We start from the raw sequence: 19,415 nt of genomic DNA, 5'->3' as shown, positions 1-19,415 counted from the left end.
TGGCACACTATTGAGTTCTCAAACAACAGACACACCCGGCACCACCCAAACCAAACATTCAGGATCGCTCCGGAGCAACTTTTCAAACTTACCCGCTCGCTTCATCCGAGTCAAATCGGCGGTTTCCGTCCGGCACAGCCTGTGGCTTCCGGATCAACTTGCCGACTCGCTCCGGGGAGCGGCGCGGAAATAAACTCTACCACTACCTTGGCGGAATGCCAACTGGGCCAAAGCAACGCCGGGAGGCCCCGGAATCCTCAGGGATTCCGGGGCCTCCGTCTAGTGAAACCCGCCCGCTCGGGGACCTCGGCCGGGTCTCAGACCTGCGGTCCGCCGGGGCTCACGTCAGCGCACCGCCGGGACTCAGACGAGGGGCCCGCCGGGCAAGGCCGACTTCCCCGTCTTAGCCGTTGGCTCAGCGCCCTTCGTTTCAGCAACGCCGGGTGCAGCAGCCTGCGACGCAGCAGCCTGCGTCTCAGCAGCCTGCGTCTCAGCAGCCGTGGGCCCAGCAAAAATGGATTCAGCCTCAGTGGCTTTGGCCCTGGCCGCGGCGGGCGTGGTGATCACGCTGGAATCTGACGGGCGGAAGTACGCGGCTCCCAGCGGAGGAAGCGTAACCGTCAGGGTGGCCGGCTGGCCGTCGATGCCTTCGTCCTCCGCGGCCAGCGTGCCGCCGTTGAGGACACCCGATCCGCCGTACTCCTCGGAGTCTGTGTTCAGCACCTCGGTCCACGCACCGGTGGACGGCACTCCCAGTGCGTACTCCTTGTGCGGGCCGCCGGAGAAATTGACGGCACAGACAAGCGGGTTGCCCTCGGTATCCCAACGGACAAAGGTCAGCACGTTGCGGTCGGCGTCGGCACCGTTGATCCACTGGAAACCGCCCGGTTCGTTGTCCCGGGAGTACAGCGCCGGCGTTGACCTGTAAAGCCCGTTCAGGTCCTTGAGCAGCAGCTGGACGCCACGGTGTGCCGGGATCTCAGCGAGCCACCAGTCGAGGCCGTGCTGTTCGGACCACTCGGCTTCCTGGCCGAATTCGGTGCCCATGAAGATCAGCTGCTTGCCGGGGTGCGCCCACTGGTAGCCGAGGAAGGCACGGAGGTTGGCCAGCTGCTGCCAGCGGTCACCGGGCATCTTGCGGAGCATGGAGCCCTTGCCGTGGACAACCTCATCATGGCTGATGGGCAGCAGGAAGTTCTCGGTGAACGCGTAGACCATGGAGAACGTGACCGTCCCGTGGTGCCACTTGCGGTTGACCGGGTCCTCGGAGGCGTACTTGAGCGAGTCGTGCATCCAGCCCATGTTCCACTTCAGGCCGAAGCCGAGCCCGCCCTGGCTGGTGGGCGCGGTGACGCCGGGGAACGCCGTTGATTCTTCCGCGATCATCACAGCGCCGGGGTGGGTCTTGTACACCGTGGCGTTGGCCTCCTGGAGGAACGAGATAGCCTCCAGGTTCTCGCGTCCGCCGAAGCGGTTGGGCTGCCACTGGCCGTGTTCCCGCGAGTAGTCCAGGTACAGCATGGACGCCACCGCGTCCACCCGCAGGCCGTCAATGTGGAACTCATCGAGCCAGTACAGGGCGTTGGCCACAAGGAAGTTCCGCACTTCGGTGCGCCCGAAGTCGAAGATGAGGGTACCCCAGTCCGGGTGCTCGCCAAGGTTCGGGTCAGCGTGTTCGTAGAGCGGCTGCCCGTCAAACTGCGCCAGCGCCCAGTTGTCCTTCGGGAAGTGCGCCGGCACCCAGTCCAGGATCACCCCGATGCCTGCCTGGTGCAGCGAGTCCACGAGGAAGCGGAACTCATCGGGATGCCCGAAGCGGGACGTGGGCGCGTAGTAGGAGGTGACCTGGTAGCCCCAGGAGCCGCCGAAGGGGTGCTCGGCCACGGGCATGAACTCGACATGGCTGAAGCCGAGCCACTTCACGTACTCCACGAGTTCCTTGGCCAGCTCGCGGTAGCTGAGCCCCAGCCGCCAGGATCCAAGGTGGACCTCGTAGACGCTCATCGGCGAGTTGTGCGGATCCCGTGCTGCGCGTTCCTTCATCCAGTCGGCATCCTGGAACCGGTAGTGGGACTCGACAACCCGCGAAGCGGTGAGCGGGGGCACCTCGGTGCCGAAGGCCAGCGGATCGGCCTTTTCCACCCAGTAGCCGCCCTTGGTCTTGATTTCGTACTTGTAGCAGGCGCCGGCCGGGACACCCGGGATGAACAGCTCCCAGACGCCCGAGGAGCCCAGGGACCGCAGCGAGTTTTCCCGACCGTCCCAGGCGTTGAAATCGCCCTTGACCCGGACCGCTTCGGCGTTCGGGGCCCACACGGCAAAGGACACGCCGTCAATGTCGCCCAGCGACGACTTGTAGTGCTGCATGTGGGCGCCCAGCACGGTCCAGAGCGTCTCGTGGCGTCCTTCCCCGATCAGGTGCAGGTCCACTTCGCCCACGGTGGGAAGGTAGCGGTACGGGTCATCCACGGTGGTCGGTTCGGCACCTTCGTAGGTCACCTCAAGCCGGTAGTCCGGCACATGGCCGTGCTGCAACGGCTCGAGTACCGCCACCCAGACGCCGTCAGCCTCGTGGGTCATGGGCACGGTTCCGGACTGGGTCACCACGTTGACCGCTTCGGCCAGGTGCTTGACGGTGCGGATGGTCACGTGGCCGTAGTTGTCCAAATGGGCACCAAGCACCGAGTGTGGGGCGTGGTGTTCACCGGCCGCGACGCGTGAAAGCGTGTGTGCGTCCACGTGCAACGGTGCGTGGGGGCTGTCGGTGTGTGCAGAGCCTGTCATCTTCTTACCTTCCGCTGCTGCTCCGGCCGGTTCGCCGGAGCCTTTAGTGCTGAGGAGCCGCCTGGCCGCATTCGCCGGAATGGCCAGCCAGCCCGGCCGGTTGCGCAACTCGTACACGACTTCGTAAAGCGCCTTGTCCAGCCACAATGCCACAAAGAGGGGCGAATTACGGTCCACCGTTCCGGGCGTTACTTCCGCGTAGCCTGCCAGGAAGGCCTCGGTGCAGTCGTCCACCCATGACTCGGGAACGCGGGCGTCCGGCTGTTCCCGTTCGGCGGCACCCGCCGCATAGTCAAAGGAGCGCAGCATGCCCGTCACATCCCGGAGCGGGGCGTCGGGGAAGTTGCGCTCGGAGATCGGCCGGAGCGGCTCCCCCTCGAAGTCAAGGATGGCCCACCGGTCTTGGCCGCCTTCGGAACCGGGAACCTGGAGGATCTGGCCGAGGTGCAGGTCCCCATGGATGCGCTGAAGCGCTCCGGCGGGCGTTCCCTCCAGGCGGCTGAGCAGGCTTTCCAACCCGTCTTCGTAAGGTCCGACGGCGGGCCCCGCCTCCGCCCACATCTGACGCACGCGCTGGGCTACTCCGGGGGCAATATCCCTGCCCGGAACCGCCTCGGCCGAAACTCCCAGCGTTTCGGCGAGCCTCCGGTGGACAGTGGCCGTCGCATGGCCAAGGGCATGCGCCTCGGCCGTGAAGTCCACTCCCCCGGCCGCCGCGTCAACGGCGAGCCGCCATGCGTCCCGGCCGCCGGCCAGGAATTCGTGGGCCACCGCCAGTTCGCCCTGGACAGGTCCGCCCGGCGCGGACTCAGTCTGGGAAAGTTGACCCTGCGGGTACCACTCGCCCGTGACCCAGCCCAGCGTGGCAGGGACCTCCGGGGTGCGGGCTGCAGACAGGGCGGCCCCGACCTCCACCTCCGGGTTGTGCCCGGCCGAAAGCACGCGGAAGAACTTCACGATGGCCGCGGAGTCGCCGTCGTCCACGATCACCGACGTGTTGGACTGTTCGCCGGACAGGACACGGACTGTTCCGGTGGCCTGCGGCAGCGGCTGGCCGGCCCCTGAGACATGGCCGCTGGCGGTGCCGGCGGTCTCCTGTCTGCGGATCAGGTCCAGCCATGCGGCAATGAATGCGGGGTCGTGGACGGCGTCGTAGACCCAGCGGTGCCCCTGTTCCGCATCGTCGCTTTCACCGATCAGAGCCCGTTCGGCGCCCGGCAGCGGCTGGCTGCGGTAGCTAAGCGGGATCTGCACAACGTCGGTGCGGGAGACGCCGTCGGCCGTTTTAGACGCGACGGACGCGAGGAACACCTCCAGGCCCGCCTGGCCGGCGGCGTCGTTCAGGACCAGGCCGCCCACCGGCGCCAGGGTGAAGTCCGGGGTCTTTACCGGGAACCACCTCTGGGCCGGCAGCCAGTCGCGGAGCAGTTGCTCGAGTGTGGGTGTCAGTGTGGTTTGGGTCATCTCATCCCTCAATCGACAGTATCGGCATCGCTTGGGTAAAGGGTGAAGCGGGGTTGGAAGCAGCGGACCGCAGGCGCAGCCAGAAGAAGTCATGGCTCCCCAGGGTCAGCGTCAGCTGCCCGTCGTCGCTGATGCCGGGAAACGGCTGGCCGCCAAAGACGTCCCGCAGGCCCCGGCCGGAAAAGTCCGGAAGCCTCAGGGTGGAGGACACCGGATGCTGGGACAGGTTGAAGACGCAGAGGATGGATTCGGCCGGTTCGCCGGCCGCGTTGCCCTCCGGAAGTTCGCGGAGGTAGGCCAGCACCACCTCGTGGTCGGCCTCAACGTGCCTGAACGCCCCGAGCCCGAACGCCGGGTGGTTCTTCCGCACGCTGAGGATCTGCCGTGTCCAGCGCAGCAGCGATCCGGAATGCGCGGCTTCGGCCTCCACGTTGGCCATGGCGTAGTTGTAGACCAGGGACTGGATCACCGGCAGGTACAGCTTGCCCGGGTCGGCGTTGGAGAACCCGGCATTGCGGTCGGGGTTCCACTGCATGGGGGTGCGGACCGCGTCACGGTCTTCGAGCCAGATGTTGTCGCCCATCCCGATCTCGTCGCCGTAGTAGAGGAACGGGCTGCCCGGCAGGGACAGCAGCAGGGCGTTGATGAGCTCGATTTCCGCCCGGGAATTGTCCAGCAGCGGCGCCAGCCTGCGCCGGATACCGATGTTGGCCCGCATGCGCGGGTCCGGCGCGTACCAGCCGAGCATGGCGGCCCGCTCATCGGCGGTGACCATTTCGAGCGTCAGTTCGTCGTGGTTGCGCAGGAATGTTCCCCACTGCGCACCTTCCGGAATGTCCGGCGTGTCATGCATGGTCTCAATGATGGGGGCGGCCTTCTGGTCACGCAGGGCGTAGTAAAGCCGCGGCATGATCGGAAAGTGGAAGGCCATGTGGCATTCCGGTTCCTCCACGGTGCCGAAGTACTCCACCACCTCGTTGGGCGGCTGGTTGGCCTCGGCGATGATCACGCGGCCCGGGTAGCTTTCGTCCACCATCTTCCGCAGCTGCCGCAGGAATTCGTGCGTCGCCGGGAGGTTTTCGCAGTTGGTCCCCTCCTCCTCGTAGAGGTACGGGATGGCGTCCGCCCGGAACCCGTCGATGCCCTGGTCCAGCCAGAACCGCACGACGTCGAACACGGCGTCGATGACCTTCGGGTTCTCGAAGTTCAGGTCGGGCTGGTGGCTGAAGAACCGGTGCCAGAAGAACTGCCGCCGGATGGGGTCGAAGGTCCAGTTGGATTCCTCCGTGTCCACGAAGATGATGCGTGCGTCCTGGTATTTCTCGTCCGTGTCGCTCCACACATAGAAGTCGCCGAAGGGACCGTCGGGGTCCTTCCGGGATTCCTGGAACCAGGGGTGCTGGTCCGACGTATGGTTCAGCGGGAGGTCGATGATGACCCGGACGCCGCGTGCATGTGCCTCGGCCACCAGCCGTTTGAAGTCGCTGATGGTGCCGAACTCGTCCAGGACGGAGTTGTAGTCCGAGATGTCATAGCCGCCGTCCCGCAGGGGTGACTGGAAGAACGGCGGCAGCCACAGGCAGTCCACGCCGAGCCACTGCAGGTAATCGAGTTTCTCGATCAGCCCGTGGAAGTCGCCTGAACCGTCGCCGTTGGCGTCCGCAAAGCCCCGGACCAGCACCTCATAGAAAACCGCTTTCCGGTACCACAGCGGATCATGCTGCAACCCAGGCGCATTGAGCTCGAACGTGCTCTTGGGGGTGAAGTGCTGGGTGGGGCTCTGCGGACTGAAGGTCACTGGCGGCTACCTCCGGATGCTCAGGACATGTACCGGTTCCACGTGCGCGTCCAGCCTCACGTAGTTGTACTCCCCCCACTCCCACGACTCTCCGGAGATCAGGTCATCCACCCAGAACCCGCCGTTCGGGGTGAGGTCGGCCGGATCGAGCCCCAGCACGGACAGGTCCAGCGACACCATGCCCTCCCTCGCACTGTGCGGGTCCACGTTCGCCACCACGATGATGGTGTCCCTGGTGCCGTCCGGGAGGGTTTTGTGCTTGGAGTAGACCACCGTGGCGTCGTCCGTGCACTGGTGCACGGTGAGGTTCTGCAGGTCACCCAGCGCCGGGTGGGCCCTGCGGATTTCGTTCAGCCTGGTGAGGTACGGGGCGAGGGTCCGGCCGGAGGCGGAGGCAGCCTCCCAGTCACGGGCCTTGTACTCAAACTTTTCGTTGTCGATGTACTCCTCAGCACCCGGCCGGGCCACGTGCTCGTACAGTTCGTAGCCGGCGTACACGCCCCACAGCGGGCTGGCGGTTGCCGCCAGCGCGGCCCGGATCTTGAACGCCGCCGGCCCGCCGTACTGCAGGTATTCCGTGAGGATGTCCGGGGTGTTGACGAAGAAGTTGGGCCGGAAGAAGGCAGCCGACTCGTGGCTGACGTGGTGGAAGTACTCCTCCAGCTCCTTCTTGGTGTTGCGCCACGTGAAGTAGGTGTAGGACTGCTGGAAGCCGGCCCTGCCCAGCGCGTGCATCATGGCGGGGCGGGTAAAGGCCTCGGCCAGGAAGACGACGCCGGCGTCCTTCTTGTTCACCTCGGCGATGAGCCACTCCCAGAACCAGACGGGCTTGGTGTGCGGGTTGTCCACCCGGAAGATCCTGACACCGTGGCTGACCCAGAGCAGGACGATCCGCAGGATTTCCTTGGACAGGCCCTCGGGGTCGTTGTCGAAGTTGAGCGGGTAGATGTCCTGGTACTTCTTCGGGGGGTTTTCGGCGTAGGCGATGCTGCCGTCCACGCGGGTGGTGAACCATGCCGGGTGCTCGGTGACCCAGGGGTGGTCCGGGGCAGCCTGGAGTGCCAGGTCGAGTGCGACTTCGAGGTTGAGCTCATTAGCCCGCGCCACGAAGGCATCGAAGTCCTCGAAGGTTCCAAGGTCCGGGTGGATGGCGTCGTGCCCGCCTTCCTTGGCACCGATGGCCCACGGCGAACCGGGATCGTTCGGGCCGGCAATCAGCGTGTTGTTGGGACCTTTCCGATGCTGGATGCCGATCGGGTGGATCGGCGGCATGTAGATGACGTCAAAGCCCATCCCGGCCACGGCGTCCAGCCGGTTGGCGGCGGTCCGGAAATTGCCGGACGTCCAGGCCCCCGTGCCGGGGTCGCGCACCGCGCCTTCGGACCTCGGGAAGAACTCGTACCAGGACCCGCGGCCTGCGCGGTCCCGCTCAACCAGCAGGGGAAACGGCTCGGAGAGGGTGACGAGCTCACGGATGGGTTCGCGGTCAACCACGCCTGCGACCTCCCGGCTGAAACCGGCGGCGAGGCGGTCCTCGGGCGAAAGGGAGGTGTCGGCGAGGACGGTGGCTGCGGAGCGCAGCGTCTGCCGGTCGGCATCCTTCCGGGCGGGTTCCTCGGCGCCCTGCGACAGCAGTGCGGCGCCCTCGGCAAGCATCAGTTCGACGTCGATGCCCGCGTCCACCTTGACCTCGGCGTTGTGGTGCCAGGTGCCGTAGCGGTCGTGCCAGGCCTCGATGACGAAGGACCAGGTTCCGGTGGAATCCGGGCTGAGCAGGCCTTCCCAGAGGTCGGTTCCCTTGCCGCGGTCACCGGACGGCGGCTGGAGCCGGGTCCGCTGGCGCTCGTTGCCCTCCGGGTCAAGGAGGACCGCGCTCACGCCCAACTGGTCGTGGCCCTCCCGGAAGGACCGGGCGCTGACCACGATTCCTTCACCGGGCAGCGCCTTGGCCGGGAACTTCCCCCCTTCGACAACAGGCTGAACGTCCGTGATAGGGAAACGGCCAAACAGAAGGCCTTCCGTGATCGAGACTTTCGGCGTTTGCTTTGCTGGGGCGGTGGTTCGCGTGTTTGTCGTCACAGGCTCGACGTTAGCGAGAAATGGGGCGGATTGCTAAGCCTGCGAACTTAATTAATGAAGCGATTCGTCATTTACCGGAAAGTAATCAAAAGCGGTTCCTGCCGTTCACCCAGTCGGTTAGTGTGGCGCAGGTGAAGGCAATCCGCAGATTTACAGTCCGTACCGTTCTCCCCGAACCGATCCGGCCGCTGGCCCGGTTGGCGACCAACCTCCGCTGGTCCTGGCACCGTCCCACCCGGGAACTGTTCGAAAGCCTGAACCCGCGCGTCTGGGCCCAATGCGGCAACGATCCGGTCAGCTTCCTGGGCCTGGTTGGCCGCGAAGATATGCACCGGCTCGCGACGGACCAGGACGTGGTGGCCAGGGTCCAGGCGGCAGCCGCGGACCTGGACCGGTACCTCACCGAGCCCCGCTGGTACCAGGGCCTGGGCAGCGACGCCCCTGCCTCCATTGCCTACTTCTCGCCCGAATTCGGCATCACTGAGGTCCTGCCCCAGTACTCCGGCGGCCTCGGCATCCTCGCCGGCGACCACCTGAAGGCCGCGTCCGACCTCGGGGTGCCGCTGATCGGCGTCGGGCTGCTCTACCAGGCCGGCTACTTCAAGCAGTCGCTCTCCCGGGATGCATGGCAGCAGGAGACCTACCCGGTCATCGACCCCGACGGACTGCCCCTCACCCTGCTGCGGGAACCGGCCGCGGACGGCAACGGCAAGCCGCTGGAAATTTCCCTCCCGCTGCCCAACGGGCGGCACCTTGCGGCACATATCTGGCGTGCCGACGTCGGACGCGTCCCCCTCCTGCTGCTTGACTCCAACGTCCCCGGAAACGACGACGCCGCCCGCAGCATCACCGACCGCCTGTACGGCGGCGGCGGCGACCACCGGCTGCAGCAGGAACTGCTGCTGGGCATGGGCGGAGTCAAGGCGCTGCGCGCCTACCAGAAGCTCACCGGCACGCCGGCGCCCGAGGTGTTCCACACGAATGAGGGCCACGCCGGCTTCCTCGGCATCGAACGGATCCAGGAGCTCATGTCCGGCGAGCAGGCGCTCACGTTCGACGAGGCGCTGGCCGCCGGACGCTCGTCCACTGTGTTCACAACCCACACGCCTGTTCCGGCCGGCATTGACCGTTTCGAAGCAGCACAGATCCAGCACTTCTTCGAGGCTGGCCTGGCGCCGGACGTTCCCACCTCACGCATCCTCGACCTGGGCCGGGAGGACTTCAGCGAAGGCAACCCCTTCGTCTTCAACATGGCCGTGATGGGCCTGCGCCTCGCACAGCGCGCCAATGGTGTGGCCAAGCTTCACGGCGAAGTCTCGCGCGGCATGTTCTCGGCGCTGTGGCCGGGCTTCGACCACTCGGAGGTGCCCATCACCTCCGTGACCAACGGCGTGCACGTGCCCACGTGGGTGGATCCCCGCATCGCGAAGCTCGCCCGGGAGCGGTTCGGGCCCGAAGCCGAGGTGATGGGCCGCTGGGACCTCGCCTACAACGTCTCCGACGCCGAAGTGTGGGCACTCCGGCGTGAGATGCGCGTTTCGCTGGTGGAGGATGTGCGGCGCCGGCTGCGGGCTGCGTGGAAGAAGCGCGGTGCCGCCGACGCCGAGCTGGCATGGACCGACTCGGTGCTGGACCCGGACGTCCTGACCATCGGGTTCGCCCGGCGCGTGCCCACCTACAAGCGGCTGACCCTCATGCTGCGGGACCCGGCGCGGCTGAAGGCCCTGCTGCTGCACAAGGAACACCCCATCCAGCTGGTCATCGCCGGAAAGTCCCACCCCGCGGACGACGCCGGCAAGAAGATGATCCAGGACCTGGTCCGTTTCACGGACGATCCCGCGGTCCGGCACCGCATCGTCTTCCTGCCGAACTACGACATCGCCATGGCCCGCACGCTGTTCCCCGGCTGCGACGTCTGGCTGAACAACCCGCTGCGTCCGCTTGAGGCCTGCGGCACCTCAGGCATGAAGGCCGCGATCAACGGATCCCTGAACCTGTCCGTCCTGGACGGCTGGTGGGATGAAATGTACGACGGCGAAAACGGCTGGGCGATCCCCACCGCCAACAACGGCGCATCCGCCGACGAGCGGGACGACATCGAGGCCGCGGCACTGTACGAGCTGCTCGAAACCCAGGTGGCGCCGCGGTTCTACGGCAACACCGTCTCCGAAGCCGCCGGCGCCGCAGGGCCGTCCGAGTCCGGCCACGAAAAGATCCCCACGCACTGGGTCTCCATGATCAAGCACACGCTGGCCCACCTCGGCCCGGCAGTCTCGGCCGAGCGGATGCTGCAGGACTACGTCAATGTCCTCTACCGGCCGGCAGCGGTTTCGGGACGCGAAGCGGTGGCAGGCTCCTACGCGCAGGCCAAGGCGCTTGCGGCATGGGTCGCCAAGGTCCGCGCGGCCTGGCCGCAGCTGCATGTGGAGCACGTGGACTCGCTGGGCGTCTCCGAGGACCCGCAGATCGGCGACACCCTCCAGGTGCATGCCTACGTGGGACTGCACAACCTGTCCCCGCAGGACGTGGCGGTGGAGGTGGCCTACGGGCAGGCAGCCGAAAGCGACGAACTGGCCAACGTGACCATGGTGGAGCTGGAGGCTAAGGAGGAACTGGGCAACGGCCGCTACCTCTTCGCCGGGTCCATCGTGATCGACCGCTCCGGATCCTTCGGCTACACCGTGCGGGTGCTCCCGACGCATGAAGCCCTCGCGTCCAAGGCCGAGCTGGGGCTGATCGTCAACGCCTAGCCAGTCGGGTTGCGCCGCGGGCTCTCCACGTTGCCTTGTTTAGAGCAGCACGGCTATGACCGCGAGGTCCGTGCCGGCGTAGCTCTCGGCGTCCTGCAGGATCTCGCAGATGATGCCGAACGAGCGGTCTCCGCGGAAGGCTGCGGGGACCTGCCAGATGACGGTCAGGGGCTTCGCGCCGTCGTCGGATATGGCGTCGGCGAAGTCATGCAGTGAGTCGTTGAGCGCGTCCAGGTTCACGCCGAAGTGCTCCGGAAAATCCAGGGCCTCGCCGAAGGCGGCGAGCACGGACTTCCTGGAGTCGGCGGCCGGCACCAGCAGGCTGCGGCGGCCGGCGTCCGCCACCTGGTCCTTGAGTTCCCCGAGGGTCCAGGTGTCGCCGGAATAGATCTTCATGGTGCTATTTGCCTTCTGCTATGAACTTGAACGATTCGTAGTGGTCTGCCGTGTAGTAGTTGTCGCCGGCCTGTCCGGCCACGATCCTCCGGGCTCCGCGGTCCGACTCGCCGGGCGTGGGAACCGTGAACTCCTTGTAGTACCCGCCCGCCTTGCGCGGCAGGATGCGCTCGAAGTTGCCGAAAGTCACGCCGTCACGGGCGTAAGGGTAGGGTCCGCCCTGCCGGATCAGGGCGAGGGTCCGCCGGGCTTCGGCCGGCAGTTGGGATTCCCGGATGGCCGCGAGGCCGGACAGGTTCGGCACGCCCGTTGCCTTGCCGGCCGACGACGACGCTGAGGCGGGTGCCGACGTCGCCAAGGTGGGAGCCAACGTCGAAAAGGTGGGTGCCGCCGTCGTCGTTCCCTGCGGTCCCGCAGCGGGCGGTGCGCCGCCCGGTGCGATGAAAAGGTTGAAGACCGCGAGGGCAGCCACGGCGAGCCCCAACAGCAGCGTTCCGATGGTCCAACGCCTGCGCATGCCTGATTCCCCGAAGTTTACGTGCGGTAGATGTTGATGGTGTAGGCCTGCACCTCGTCGGGCTCGCCGGACGCGACGAGGGTGCCCTGGCGCCGGTCGTGGAGCTCGGACGTGGTGAGGCGAAGGTCGAACAGCCGCCTGCCGGTGCCGTCGTCGTTGGTGACCTGTGGCAGGGTGACCTCGATGTCCTCAGGTCCGCCGTTGACCACGATGAGCCCGGCCACATGCCCGTCATCGGAGCCGAGCAGCAGCTGAACCACGCGGTTCCCGTTGTCGTTCCACCGTTCCATGGACATGGGCTGCCCGGTCCGGTCGTACCAGTACAGGTAGGAGCGGGCGTCGCGGACGGGGTAGTCGTGCGGCTGGGCGGTCAGGAACTCGCGCCGGAGCCGGATGACGCGCTTGGTGCTGCGGAGCATGGCATGGGATTCCGGCGTGCTGGTCCAGTCAACCCACGTGAGCGGGTTGTCCTGGCAGTAGGCGTTGTTGTTGCCCTGCTGGGTGCGGCCAAGCTCGTCGCCCGCAGTGATCATGGGGACGCCGAGGGAAATCATGAGCGAGGCCATGAGGTTGCGCTTGCTCTGGGCGCGGCGGGCCAGGATGGCCTCGTCCTCGGTGCGTCCCTCGAAGCCGTGGTTGTAGCTGCGGTTGTCGCCGTGCCCGTCCCGGTTCTGTTCGCCGTTCGCCTCGTTGTGCTTGCGGTCGTAGGACACGAGGTCGGTCATGGTGAAGCCGTCGTGGGCGGTGATGAAGTTCAGCGAGGCCAGCCGGGAACGGCCCGACGGTTCGAACAGGCTCGCCGAGCCGGACAGGGCATCGGCCAGCCGCGCCACGGATCCGCCATGGCCGCCGTTGTCCAGGGCAGCACGGTCCGCAACCCAGAAGGAGCGCACGGCGTCGCGGTAGTGGTCGTTCCAATCCACCCATCCAGCGGGGAATCGGCCGGTCTGCCAGCCGCCGTATCCAATGTCCCACGGTTCGGCGATCAGCTTCACGCGGGAGAGCACGGGATCCGCGGCAACCTTCTCAAGGAACTGGTGGCGGGGATCAAACTCGTTGGCCGCGTTGCGGCACAGGGTGACGGCGAGGTCGAAGCGGAAGCCGTCAATGTGGAATTCATCCACCCAGTACCGCAGCGAGTCCAGCACCATCTGGACAACGCGGTCTTCGCCAAAGTTGAGTGTGTTTCCGCAGCCCGTGGTGTCCACATATTTTCCGTGCCCGTCGGTGCGGTAGTACTCCTGCTCGCCGAGGCCCCGGAAGCCCAGGGTGTGCCCGTCTGGGCCGCCTTCGGCCGTGTGGTTGTAGACGACGTCGAGGATGACCTCGATGCCGGCCGCATGCAGCAGCTTAACCATTCCCTTGAACTCGTCCTGGACGGCCTGCGGCCCGGCTTCCTGCGCCGACTTGGTGGCATACGCGGCGTGCAGGGCAAAGAACGCCGCCGTATTGTAACCCCAATAGTTGGTGAGTCCGAGGTTCTGGAGGTGGGGCTCGTCCAGGTGGAAATGCACCGGGAGCAACTGCAGGGCGGTGATGCCAAGACCCGTGAGGTGCTCAATCATCGCGGGATGGGCCATGCCGGCATACGTGCCGCGCAGCGACTCCGGGATGTCCGGATGGAGCATGCTTTGCCCGCGCACGTGTGCCTCGTAGACGATGGTGTTGCGCCACGGTGTGTTCGGCTTCTCATCCGCGGCCCAGTCGAAGTCTGACGATGTCCGGACACTGGTCAGGAATCCGTCGCGTTCATCGACGGCCCGCCCGTAAGGGTCCAGCAACAGCGGTTGCCGGCCGCCGTCGTCGTCAAAATCAACAGTGGGGACCGCCAGCGGCAGCACCTCTTCGCCCTTTGGTGCTGCGTCGCCCTTGGAGGCCGCGAGGAAGCCATACCGGGATCCCACGGGAAAACCGTCAACCACCCCGTGGTGGAGACCGTTCGTGAGGCTGGAGAGGGTCTGCAGCCGCCAGTTCTGGCCGGGCGCCTGATAGGCCACCTCGAGCGTCGCGATGCCCGGAGCATAAACGGCGACGTTCGCACGGCTGCCTGATGTACCCCCCGGGCCTTGGCGCGCTTCGCTGACCCCGAGGGGAAAGGCCTGGGAGTCATCCACCGTCAAGGCTGTGTCTAAAAGGGGCATTACCATCAATTAAAGCTTAGCCGTCACGTCCAAATAGCCAGTCTTCTCCCGCATGTTACGCGTGCGGCACCGTGGCGGCGCAGCTGAACGCTGTAAGGACGCACCGACTGGAGGTTTTCGTGAAGATTGCATTGGCCCAGATCATCACCGGAAGGGATGTGGACGGGAACCTCACCGTGGTGGAGGAATATGCCCGCCGCGCCAAGGACGGCGGCGCGGAGATCGTCGTTTTCCCCGAGGCCACCATGCGCGCATTCGGCAATTCCCTGCTGGACATCGCCGAGCCTCTGGACGGCCCCTGGGCCAGGCGCGTCCGCTCGATTGCCGACGAGTTGGGGATTGTGATTGTTGCCGGAATGTTCACCCCGGGTTCATCAGTTTCCGACGGGCAGCCGAAAGTCCGCAACACGCTGCTGGTGACCGGGCCGGGCGTGGACGCCGGCTACGACAAGGTTCACCTGTTCGACGCCTTCGGATTCCTGGAGTCCGACACCGTGGACGCCGGGACAGGGCCCGTAACGTTCGACGTCGGCGGCCTCACCTTTGGCCTGGCCACCTGCTACGACATCCGCTTCCCCGCGCTCTTCACGGCCAACGCCGACCGCGGAGCCGTCGCCAACATCGTCTGCGCCTCGTGGGGTTCCGGCCCCGGAAAAGTGGACCAGTGGCAGCTCCTGGCCCGGGCCCGCGCCGTGGACACCACCACCTACGTCCTTGCCTGCGGCCAGGGCGACCCCGCCACCCAGGGCATCGAACCCCGCGGCGCAGCACCCACCGGCGTCGGGCACAGCGCCGTCGTCTCGCCTTTCGGCGAGGTCCTCCAGGAGCTCGACGGCGCCCCCGGCCTCCTGTTCGCCGACCTGGATCCCGCCGTGGTCAAGGAAGCCCGCACCAAACTCCCGGTCCTGGCCAACCGCCGCGAGTTCTAAGCAAAAAACCCTTCCTCAGGTCCTGCAGGCCAAAAGCAAACGCTCCTTCAGATCCTGCAGGCCAAAAGCAAACGCTCCTTCAGATCCTGCAGGCCAAAAGCAAACGCTCCTTCACGACGTGAAGGAGCGTTTGCCGTTTCGCTGCAAAAGCTGATGGAGCGTCTGCCGTTTCGCTGCGAAAGCTGACGGAGCGTTTGGCAGGCTTACTTGGCGGCGCGCTGGCGGGAGACTTCGTACAGGGAGATGCCCACGGCCATGGAGGCGTTCAGGGATTCCATCGCGGAGTCGATGGGGATGGACACGATCTGGTCGCAGTTCTCCCGGACGAGGCGGCTGAGGCCCTTGCCCTCGGAACCGACCACGATGCACACGGGTTCGGTGGCGACGGCGAGGTCCGGCAGCGAGACGTCGCCGTCGCCGTCGAGCCCCAGCACGAAGACGCCCATGTCCTTGAACTGCTTGATGGCGTTGTTCAGGTTGGAGGCGCGGGCCACCGGAACGCGGACGGCCGCGCCGGCGCTGGTCTTCCATGCGGCTGCGGTGACGCCGACGGAGCGGCGCTCGGGGACGATGACGCCGTGGCCGCTGAACGCCGAGACTGAGCGGATGATGGCGCCAAGGTTGCGCGGGTCCGTGATGCCGTCCAGGGCGACGAAGAGCGGGGCGTTCGCGATGTGCCCCTTCTTCCAGCCTTCAACGGTCTCTTCGGCCAGGTCGTAGGCGTCCTGGTACTCGTACGGCGGGATCTGCAGCACGAGTCCCTGGTGCACGGCGTCGTCGGTCATCCGGTCCAGCTCGGGCTTGCCGGTTTCCAGCAGCGGGATGCCACGTTCGGCGGCGATCTTCAGCGATTCCTTGACACGGTCGTCCATCTCGATGCGGATGGCAACGTGCAGAGCCTTGGCCGGAATGCCGGCACGGAGCGCTTCCACGACTGAGTTGCGGCCGGTAACGACCTCTTCGGTGGCGCGCCCCTTCGGGCCCGACCGGGCTCCGGCACTGCGGGCACCGCCGGCACCGCCGGGTCGCTTGGCTGCGGAGCGCTCCGCGAGCTGCTTGCTCTTGTGCGCCTTGTGGTACGGGCGGTCCTCGGCCTTGGGGGTTGGCCCCTTGCCTTCGAGAGCCTTGCGGCCGTGGCCACCGGTTCCGGTGGTGGGGCCCTTCTTGAGCTTGCGGACTGCGCCCGGGCGACCTTTGTTGGCCATGAATTCCACCCTTGGTTGTATTGAGTAAGTCTGGACTCCAGTCTACTGACTGGCCTCAAATCGTTGATCGGGCGGGCGCTGAGCCGCCAAGCCTAGCTGCGCTGGAGACTCCACGTGGCGCCGTCGGCGTTGTCCTCCACCAGGACGCCGGCTGCCGCAAGGGTGTCCCGGATGGCGTCCGAGGCGGCCCAGTCTTTCCTGGAACGCGCTTCGGCGCGTGCAGCGAGCTGCGCTTCTATCAGCGTGCCGAGAGCGCTGGTGGCCTGGTCGTCGATGGCGGGCTGCGCGGCGGCGCTGATTCCCAGCACGCGCAGCATGTCGGTCACGCTGACCAGCGCATGCCGCGTTGCCTCCATATCCCCGTCGGTGAGCGCTGAGTTTCCGGCGCGGACCGTGTCGTGCAGCACCGCGAGGGCCTGCGGCACGTTGAGGTCATCGTCCATTGCAACGGCGAACGCCTCCGGAACGGTGCCGTGGCTGCCAAACAGCAGGGCGCCGTCGGAGGACAGCGCCCGGAAGGCGCGGGCAACGAAGCCGTCAATGCGTTCGACGGCGGCAGCCGCCTCCTGCAGTGACGTCGGCTGGTAGTCCAGCACCGAGCGGTACTGTGCCTGGCCGAGGTAGTAGCGGACCACGCGCGGCGGCGCGAGCTCCAGCATCTCCGCCGGGCTGATTGTGTTGCCGACGGACTTCGACATTTTTTCGCCCTGGTAGGTGACCATGCCGTTGTGCATCCAGAAGTTCGCGAAGCCGTGGCCCGCCGCTTGGGACTGCGCCATCTCGTTTTCATGGTGCGGGAAACGCAGGTCCAGGCCGCCGCCGTGGATGTCGAACTCGGTACCGAGGTACTTCGTGACCATCGCCGAGCATTCAAGGTGCCAGCCCGGACGGCCGGTGCCCCACGGCGAAACCCAGCTGGCCGTCGTCGGCTCCCCCTCCTTGTAACCCTTCCAGAGGGCAAAGTCCCGGGGGTCCTTTTTGCCGCGCGGGTCGGCGTCGGCAGCACCCTGCATGTCGTCAATCCTCTGGCGCGTCAGGGCGCCGTATTTGTTCCAGGACCGCACGTCGAAGTAGACGTCCCCGGAGTCATCCAGGGCGGGATAGGCGTGCCCGCGGTCGATGAGCCGCTGGATGAGCGCGTGCATCTCCGGGATGTGGCCGGTTGCCCGCGGCTCGTAGGTGGGCCGGGAGACGCCGAGGGTGTCGTAGGCCTTGAGGAACTCCTGCTCATACCGGTAGGCCAGCGCCCACCATTCCTCTTCCGGCACGGAGCCGGGCTCCTGCTCGAAGTCCGGGTGGAAGGAGGCCTCGGACTTGGCGAGGATCTTGTCGTCGATGTCGGTGACGTTCCGGACCACCGTGACGCGGAAGCCGCGGTATTCCAGCCACCGGGTGAGCTGGTCAAAGGCAATGGCGGAGCGGATGTGTCCCACGTGCGGCATGCCCTGCACCGTGGCACCGCAGTAATACAGGCTTACCTTGCCCGGTACCAGGGGAACGAAGTCGCGGACTTCGGCGGATGCAGTGTCGTAAAAGCGCAGGGTCACCGCTCCAGATTAGCCGATGCCATTGTCCCCGTTTACTTGCAGACCTCGCCGATCCTGTTGTTCTGTTTGGCGAGCTCAGTCGTCTGCTCCGAGCTCTTGGTTCCCAGCGAGGTGCTGGCCACCTGCTTCATGATGTCGGCCATCTTCTGGATGGGGTCGGCGACGTCCTGGGCCACCTTGTCGGCGACCTCCTGGTAATGCTTGGCGATCTGGTCGGCCTGCTGCTGCTGGTTGCCCGTGGGCTTGAACGTGTCGCCTTGGAGAAACTTGCAGCTCTCCTCAACACTCATGCGGGGGCTGCCGGCACAGCCGGCCAGAAGCATCCCTGCGATCACGACGGCGGGAAGCAACTTTTTCACGGCGGGTCTCCTGGGATTGCGGTACTGGGGCTTATTCCAGCGTAGGTGATTTGGCTACGGTGCCAGGTAGACCAGGGCCGTGGCCACCGCGGAAATGCCTTCGCCGCGGCCGGTGAAGCCGAGACCGTCGCTGGTGGTGGCGGTGACGCTGACCGGGGCGCCCGCGGCCTCGGTGAGCACGCGCTGGGACTCTTCCCGGCGCGGGCCGAACTTGGGCCTGTTGCCCACGAACTGCACGGCGACATTGCCAATCTCGAAGCCTGCCGCCCGAACAATGCGGGCGGCTTCGGCCAGCAGAGTGACTCCGGAAGCGCCTGCGAATTCGGGCCGGTCGGTGCCAAAGTGGGTGCCCAGGTCCCCGACCCCGCAGGCGGAGAACAGTGCGTCGGCTGCGGCGTGCGCCACGGGGTCGCCGTCGGAATGGCCGGCGAGGCCCCGCTCCCCCTCCCAGAAGAGGCCTCCCAGCCAGAGCGGCTGCGGGTCGCTGTCCGGAGCAAAGGCGTGTACGTCGATGCCGATGCCTGTCCGGGGCAGGAGCACAGGGATCCGCGAAGCGTTGTCTGTCATGGCGCCTTCCGTCATGTGGTGTGTCAGCCTTCCACCCAGCGGGCGCCGAGGGGGCCTTCGAGCAGCCCCTCGGCGATGATGAGGTCCAGCGGTGTGGTGATTTTCAGGGACTGGCTTGCCCCGCGGACGGCATGCACCGGTACCCCAAGAAGCTCCACCAGCATGGCGTCGTCGGTGACTGCGGCTGCCTGGCGCTCATCGAAGCCCGAGGCTGCCTGGTGCGCCTGCCGCAGTACGGAGAGCTTGAAACCCTGCGGGGTCTGGACGGCCCGGAGCTCCTCCCGTGGGGCGGTTCCGGTGACGAGTTCGGGTGCGATGTCCGCAGCCGGGCCCTCGGTGGCGGCGACAGTCTTGACGGTGTCCACCACCGGAATCACCGGAATCACTGCGTCGGCGCCGGCGGCCAGGGCCTGGGCCACGCGGTGGAAGACCGGCTCCGGCGTCAGGGCACGGGCGGCGTCATGGACCAGGACCGCTTCCGTGCCGTCCTCCACAGCAGCCAGAGCGGAACGGACGGAATCCGCCCGGGAGGCCCCGCCGTCGACCATTGTCAGGAGCGGGCCGCCGTCCACCAGTTCCACCCGGAAGTCCTCGCAGAGCCGGCGAAGCTCCTCTTCCCCTGCCGGAAGCGCGATGCACACCTGGCTGGCGACTCCGGCCGCGACGATCCCGCGGAGTGCATGCATCAGGATCGGTTCACCGCCCAGCGGCACGGCGGCCTTCGGCATGCCGTAACCCAGCCTCTGCCCGGAACCGGCGGCGACAAGGATCACGGCGGTCACGGGGCGCTTGGGTGCAGTGTTCATGCGCTCTAGCCTACGTCCCAGCCGCGCTTCCGCTCATCTCCCGCCCAGGTAGCAGTTCGGGGCGTTCCCAGTG

General features: G+C 66.5%; 13 protein-coding genes. 2 read left to right on the top strand and 11 right to left on the bottom strand.

Annotation, left to right across the window (positions count from 1 at the left end):
- Nucleotides 1-363: 363 nt before the first annotated feature.
- From ACFRAU_RS25485 to ACFRAU_RS25475, 3 genes are read right to left on the bottom strand one after another with little or no spacing between them, the layout of a single operon-like run.
- Entirely contained in the window at nt 364-4,248 is a 3,885-nt protein-coding gene (locus ACFRAU_RS25485) for a 1,4-alpha-glucan branching enzyme (RefSeq protein ID WP_378001942.1), read from the bottom strand.
- A 1-nt stretch (nt 4,249) separates the two neighbouring features.
- The gene (treS, locus tag ACFRAU_RS25480) at nt 4,250-6,046 is read right to left on the bottom strand and encodes a maltose alpha-D-glucosyltransferase (protein ID WP_377997913.1); all 1,797 of its coding nucleotides are present in this window, start codon (nt 6,044-6,046) and stop codon (nt 4,250-4,252) included.
- Nucleotides 6,047-6,052: 6 nt separating this feature from the next.
- A complete protein-coding gene (locus tag ACFRAU_RS25475; RefSeq protein WP_378001941.1) occupies nt 6,053-8,125 on the bottom strand; it encodes an alpha-1,4-glucan--maltose-1-phosphate maltosyltransferase in 2,073 nt (690 codons plus the stop codon).
- 131 nt (nt 8,126-8,256) lie between these two features.
- Between ACFRAU_RS25475 and glgP the strand changes: the two genes are divergently transcribed.
- On the top strand, nt 8,257-10,875 hold the full coding sequence (gene glgP, locus ACFRAU_RS25470; RefSeq protein WP_378001940.1) for an alpha-glucan family phosphorylase: 2,619 nt from the start codon (nt 8,257-8,259) through the stop codon (nt 10,873-10,875).
- Nucleotides 10,876-10,914: 39 nt separating this feature from the next.
- Here glgP and ACFRAU_RS25465 read toward each other — a convergent pair whose 3' ends face one another.
- Genes ACFRAU_RS25465 through glgX form a run of 3 tightly spaced genes read right to left on the bottom strand, consistent with a single transcriptional unit; the run spans nt 10,915 to nt 13,935 of the window.
- The gene (locus tag ACFRAU_RS25465) at nt 10,915-11,271 is read right to left on the bottom strand and encodes a barstar family protein (RefSeq protein ID WP_378001939.1); all 357 of its coding nucleotides are present in this window, start codon (nt 11,269-11,271) and stop codon (nt 10,915-10,917) included.
- A gap of 4 nt (nt 11,272-11,275) precedes the next feature.
- Entirely contained in the window at nt 11,276-11,788 is a 513-nt protein-coding gene (locus ACFRAU_RS25460) for a ribonuclease domain-containing protein (RefSeq protein ID WP_378001938.1), read from the bottom strand.
- A gap of 17 nt (nt 11,789-11,805) precedes the next feature.
- Nucleotides 11,806-13,935, bottom strand: a complete 2,130-nt coding sequence (gene glgX, locus ACFRAU_RS25455) for a glycogen debranching protein GlgX (RefSeq protein WP_378001937.1) — start codon at nt 13,933-13,935, stop codon at nt 11,806-11,808.
- 113 nt (nt 13,936-14,048) lie between these two features.
- On the opposite strand from glgX, the gene ACFRAU_RS25450 reads away from it, so the two are divergent.
- A complete protein-coding gene (locus ACFRAU_RS25450) occupies nt 14,049-14,858 on the top strand; it encodes a carbon-nitrogen hydrolase family protein (RefSeq protein WP_378001936.1) in 810 nt (269 codons plus the stop codon).
- A 203-nt stretch (nt 14,859-15,061) separates the two neighbouring features.
- On the opposite strand, the gene rlmB is transcribed toward ACFRAU_RS25450, so the two are convergent.
- The 5 genes from rlmB to ispD form a co-directional block, all read right to left on the bottom strand.
- Nucleotides 15,062-16,063 carry a 23S rRNA (guanosine(2251)-2'-O)-methyltransferase RlmB gene (rlmB, locus tag ACFRAU_RS25445; RefSeq protein ID WP_378001935.1) on the bottom strand — a complete coding sequence of 334 codons (1,002 nt, stop codon included), beginning with the start codon at nt 16,061-16,063 and terminating at the stop codon, nt 15,062-15,064.
- A gap of 92 nt (nt 16,064-16,155) precedes the next feature.
- Nucleotides 16,156-17,610, bottom strand: a complete 1,455-nt coding sequence (gene cysS / locus ACFRAU_RS25440; RefSeq protein WP_378001934.1) for a cysteine--tRNA ligase — start codon at nt 17,608-17,610, stop codon at nt 16,156-16,158.
- Nucleotides 17,611-17,642: 32 nt separating this feature from the next.
- Nucleotides 17,643-17,969 (bottom strand): hypothetical protein, encoded by a 327-nt coding sequence (locus ACFRAU_RS25435; RefSeq protein ID WP_377997904.1) that lies wholly within the window; start codon nt 17,967-17,969, stop codon nt 17,643-17,645.
- Nucleotides 17,970-18,023: 54 nt separating this feature from the next.
- Nucleotides 18,024-18,536, bottom strand: coding sequence for a 2-C-methyl-D-erythritol 2,4-cyclodiphosphate synthase (gene ispF / locus ACFRAU_RS25430; RefSeq protein ID WP_378001933.1), 513 nt, complete (start codon nt 18,534-18,536; stop codon nt 18,024-18,026).
- 23 nt (nt 18,537-18,559) lie between these two features.
- Nucleotides 18,560-19,342, bottom strand: a complete 783-nt coding sequence (gene ispD, locus ACFRAU_RS25425; protein WP_377997902.1) for a 2-C-methyl-D-erythritol 4-phosphate cytidylyltransferase — start codon at nt 19,340-19,342, stop codon at nt 18,560-18,562.
- Nucleotides 19,343-19,415 lie beyond the last annotated feature (73 nt).

The organism is Arthrobacter sp. NPDC056691 (genome assembly GCF_042791415.1).
In the GTDB taxonomy this organism is placed as follows: Bacteria; Actinomycetota; Actinomycetes; order Actinomycetales; family Micrococcaceae; genus Arthrobacter.
Note: the sequence above shows the minus strand (reverse complement) of the source record. Positions and strands in the feature narration are given on the sequence as shown.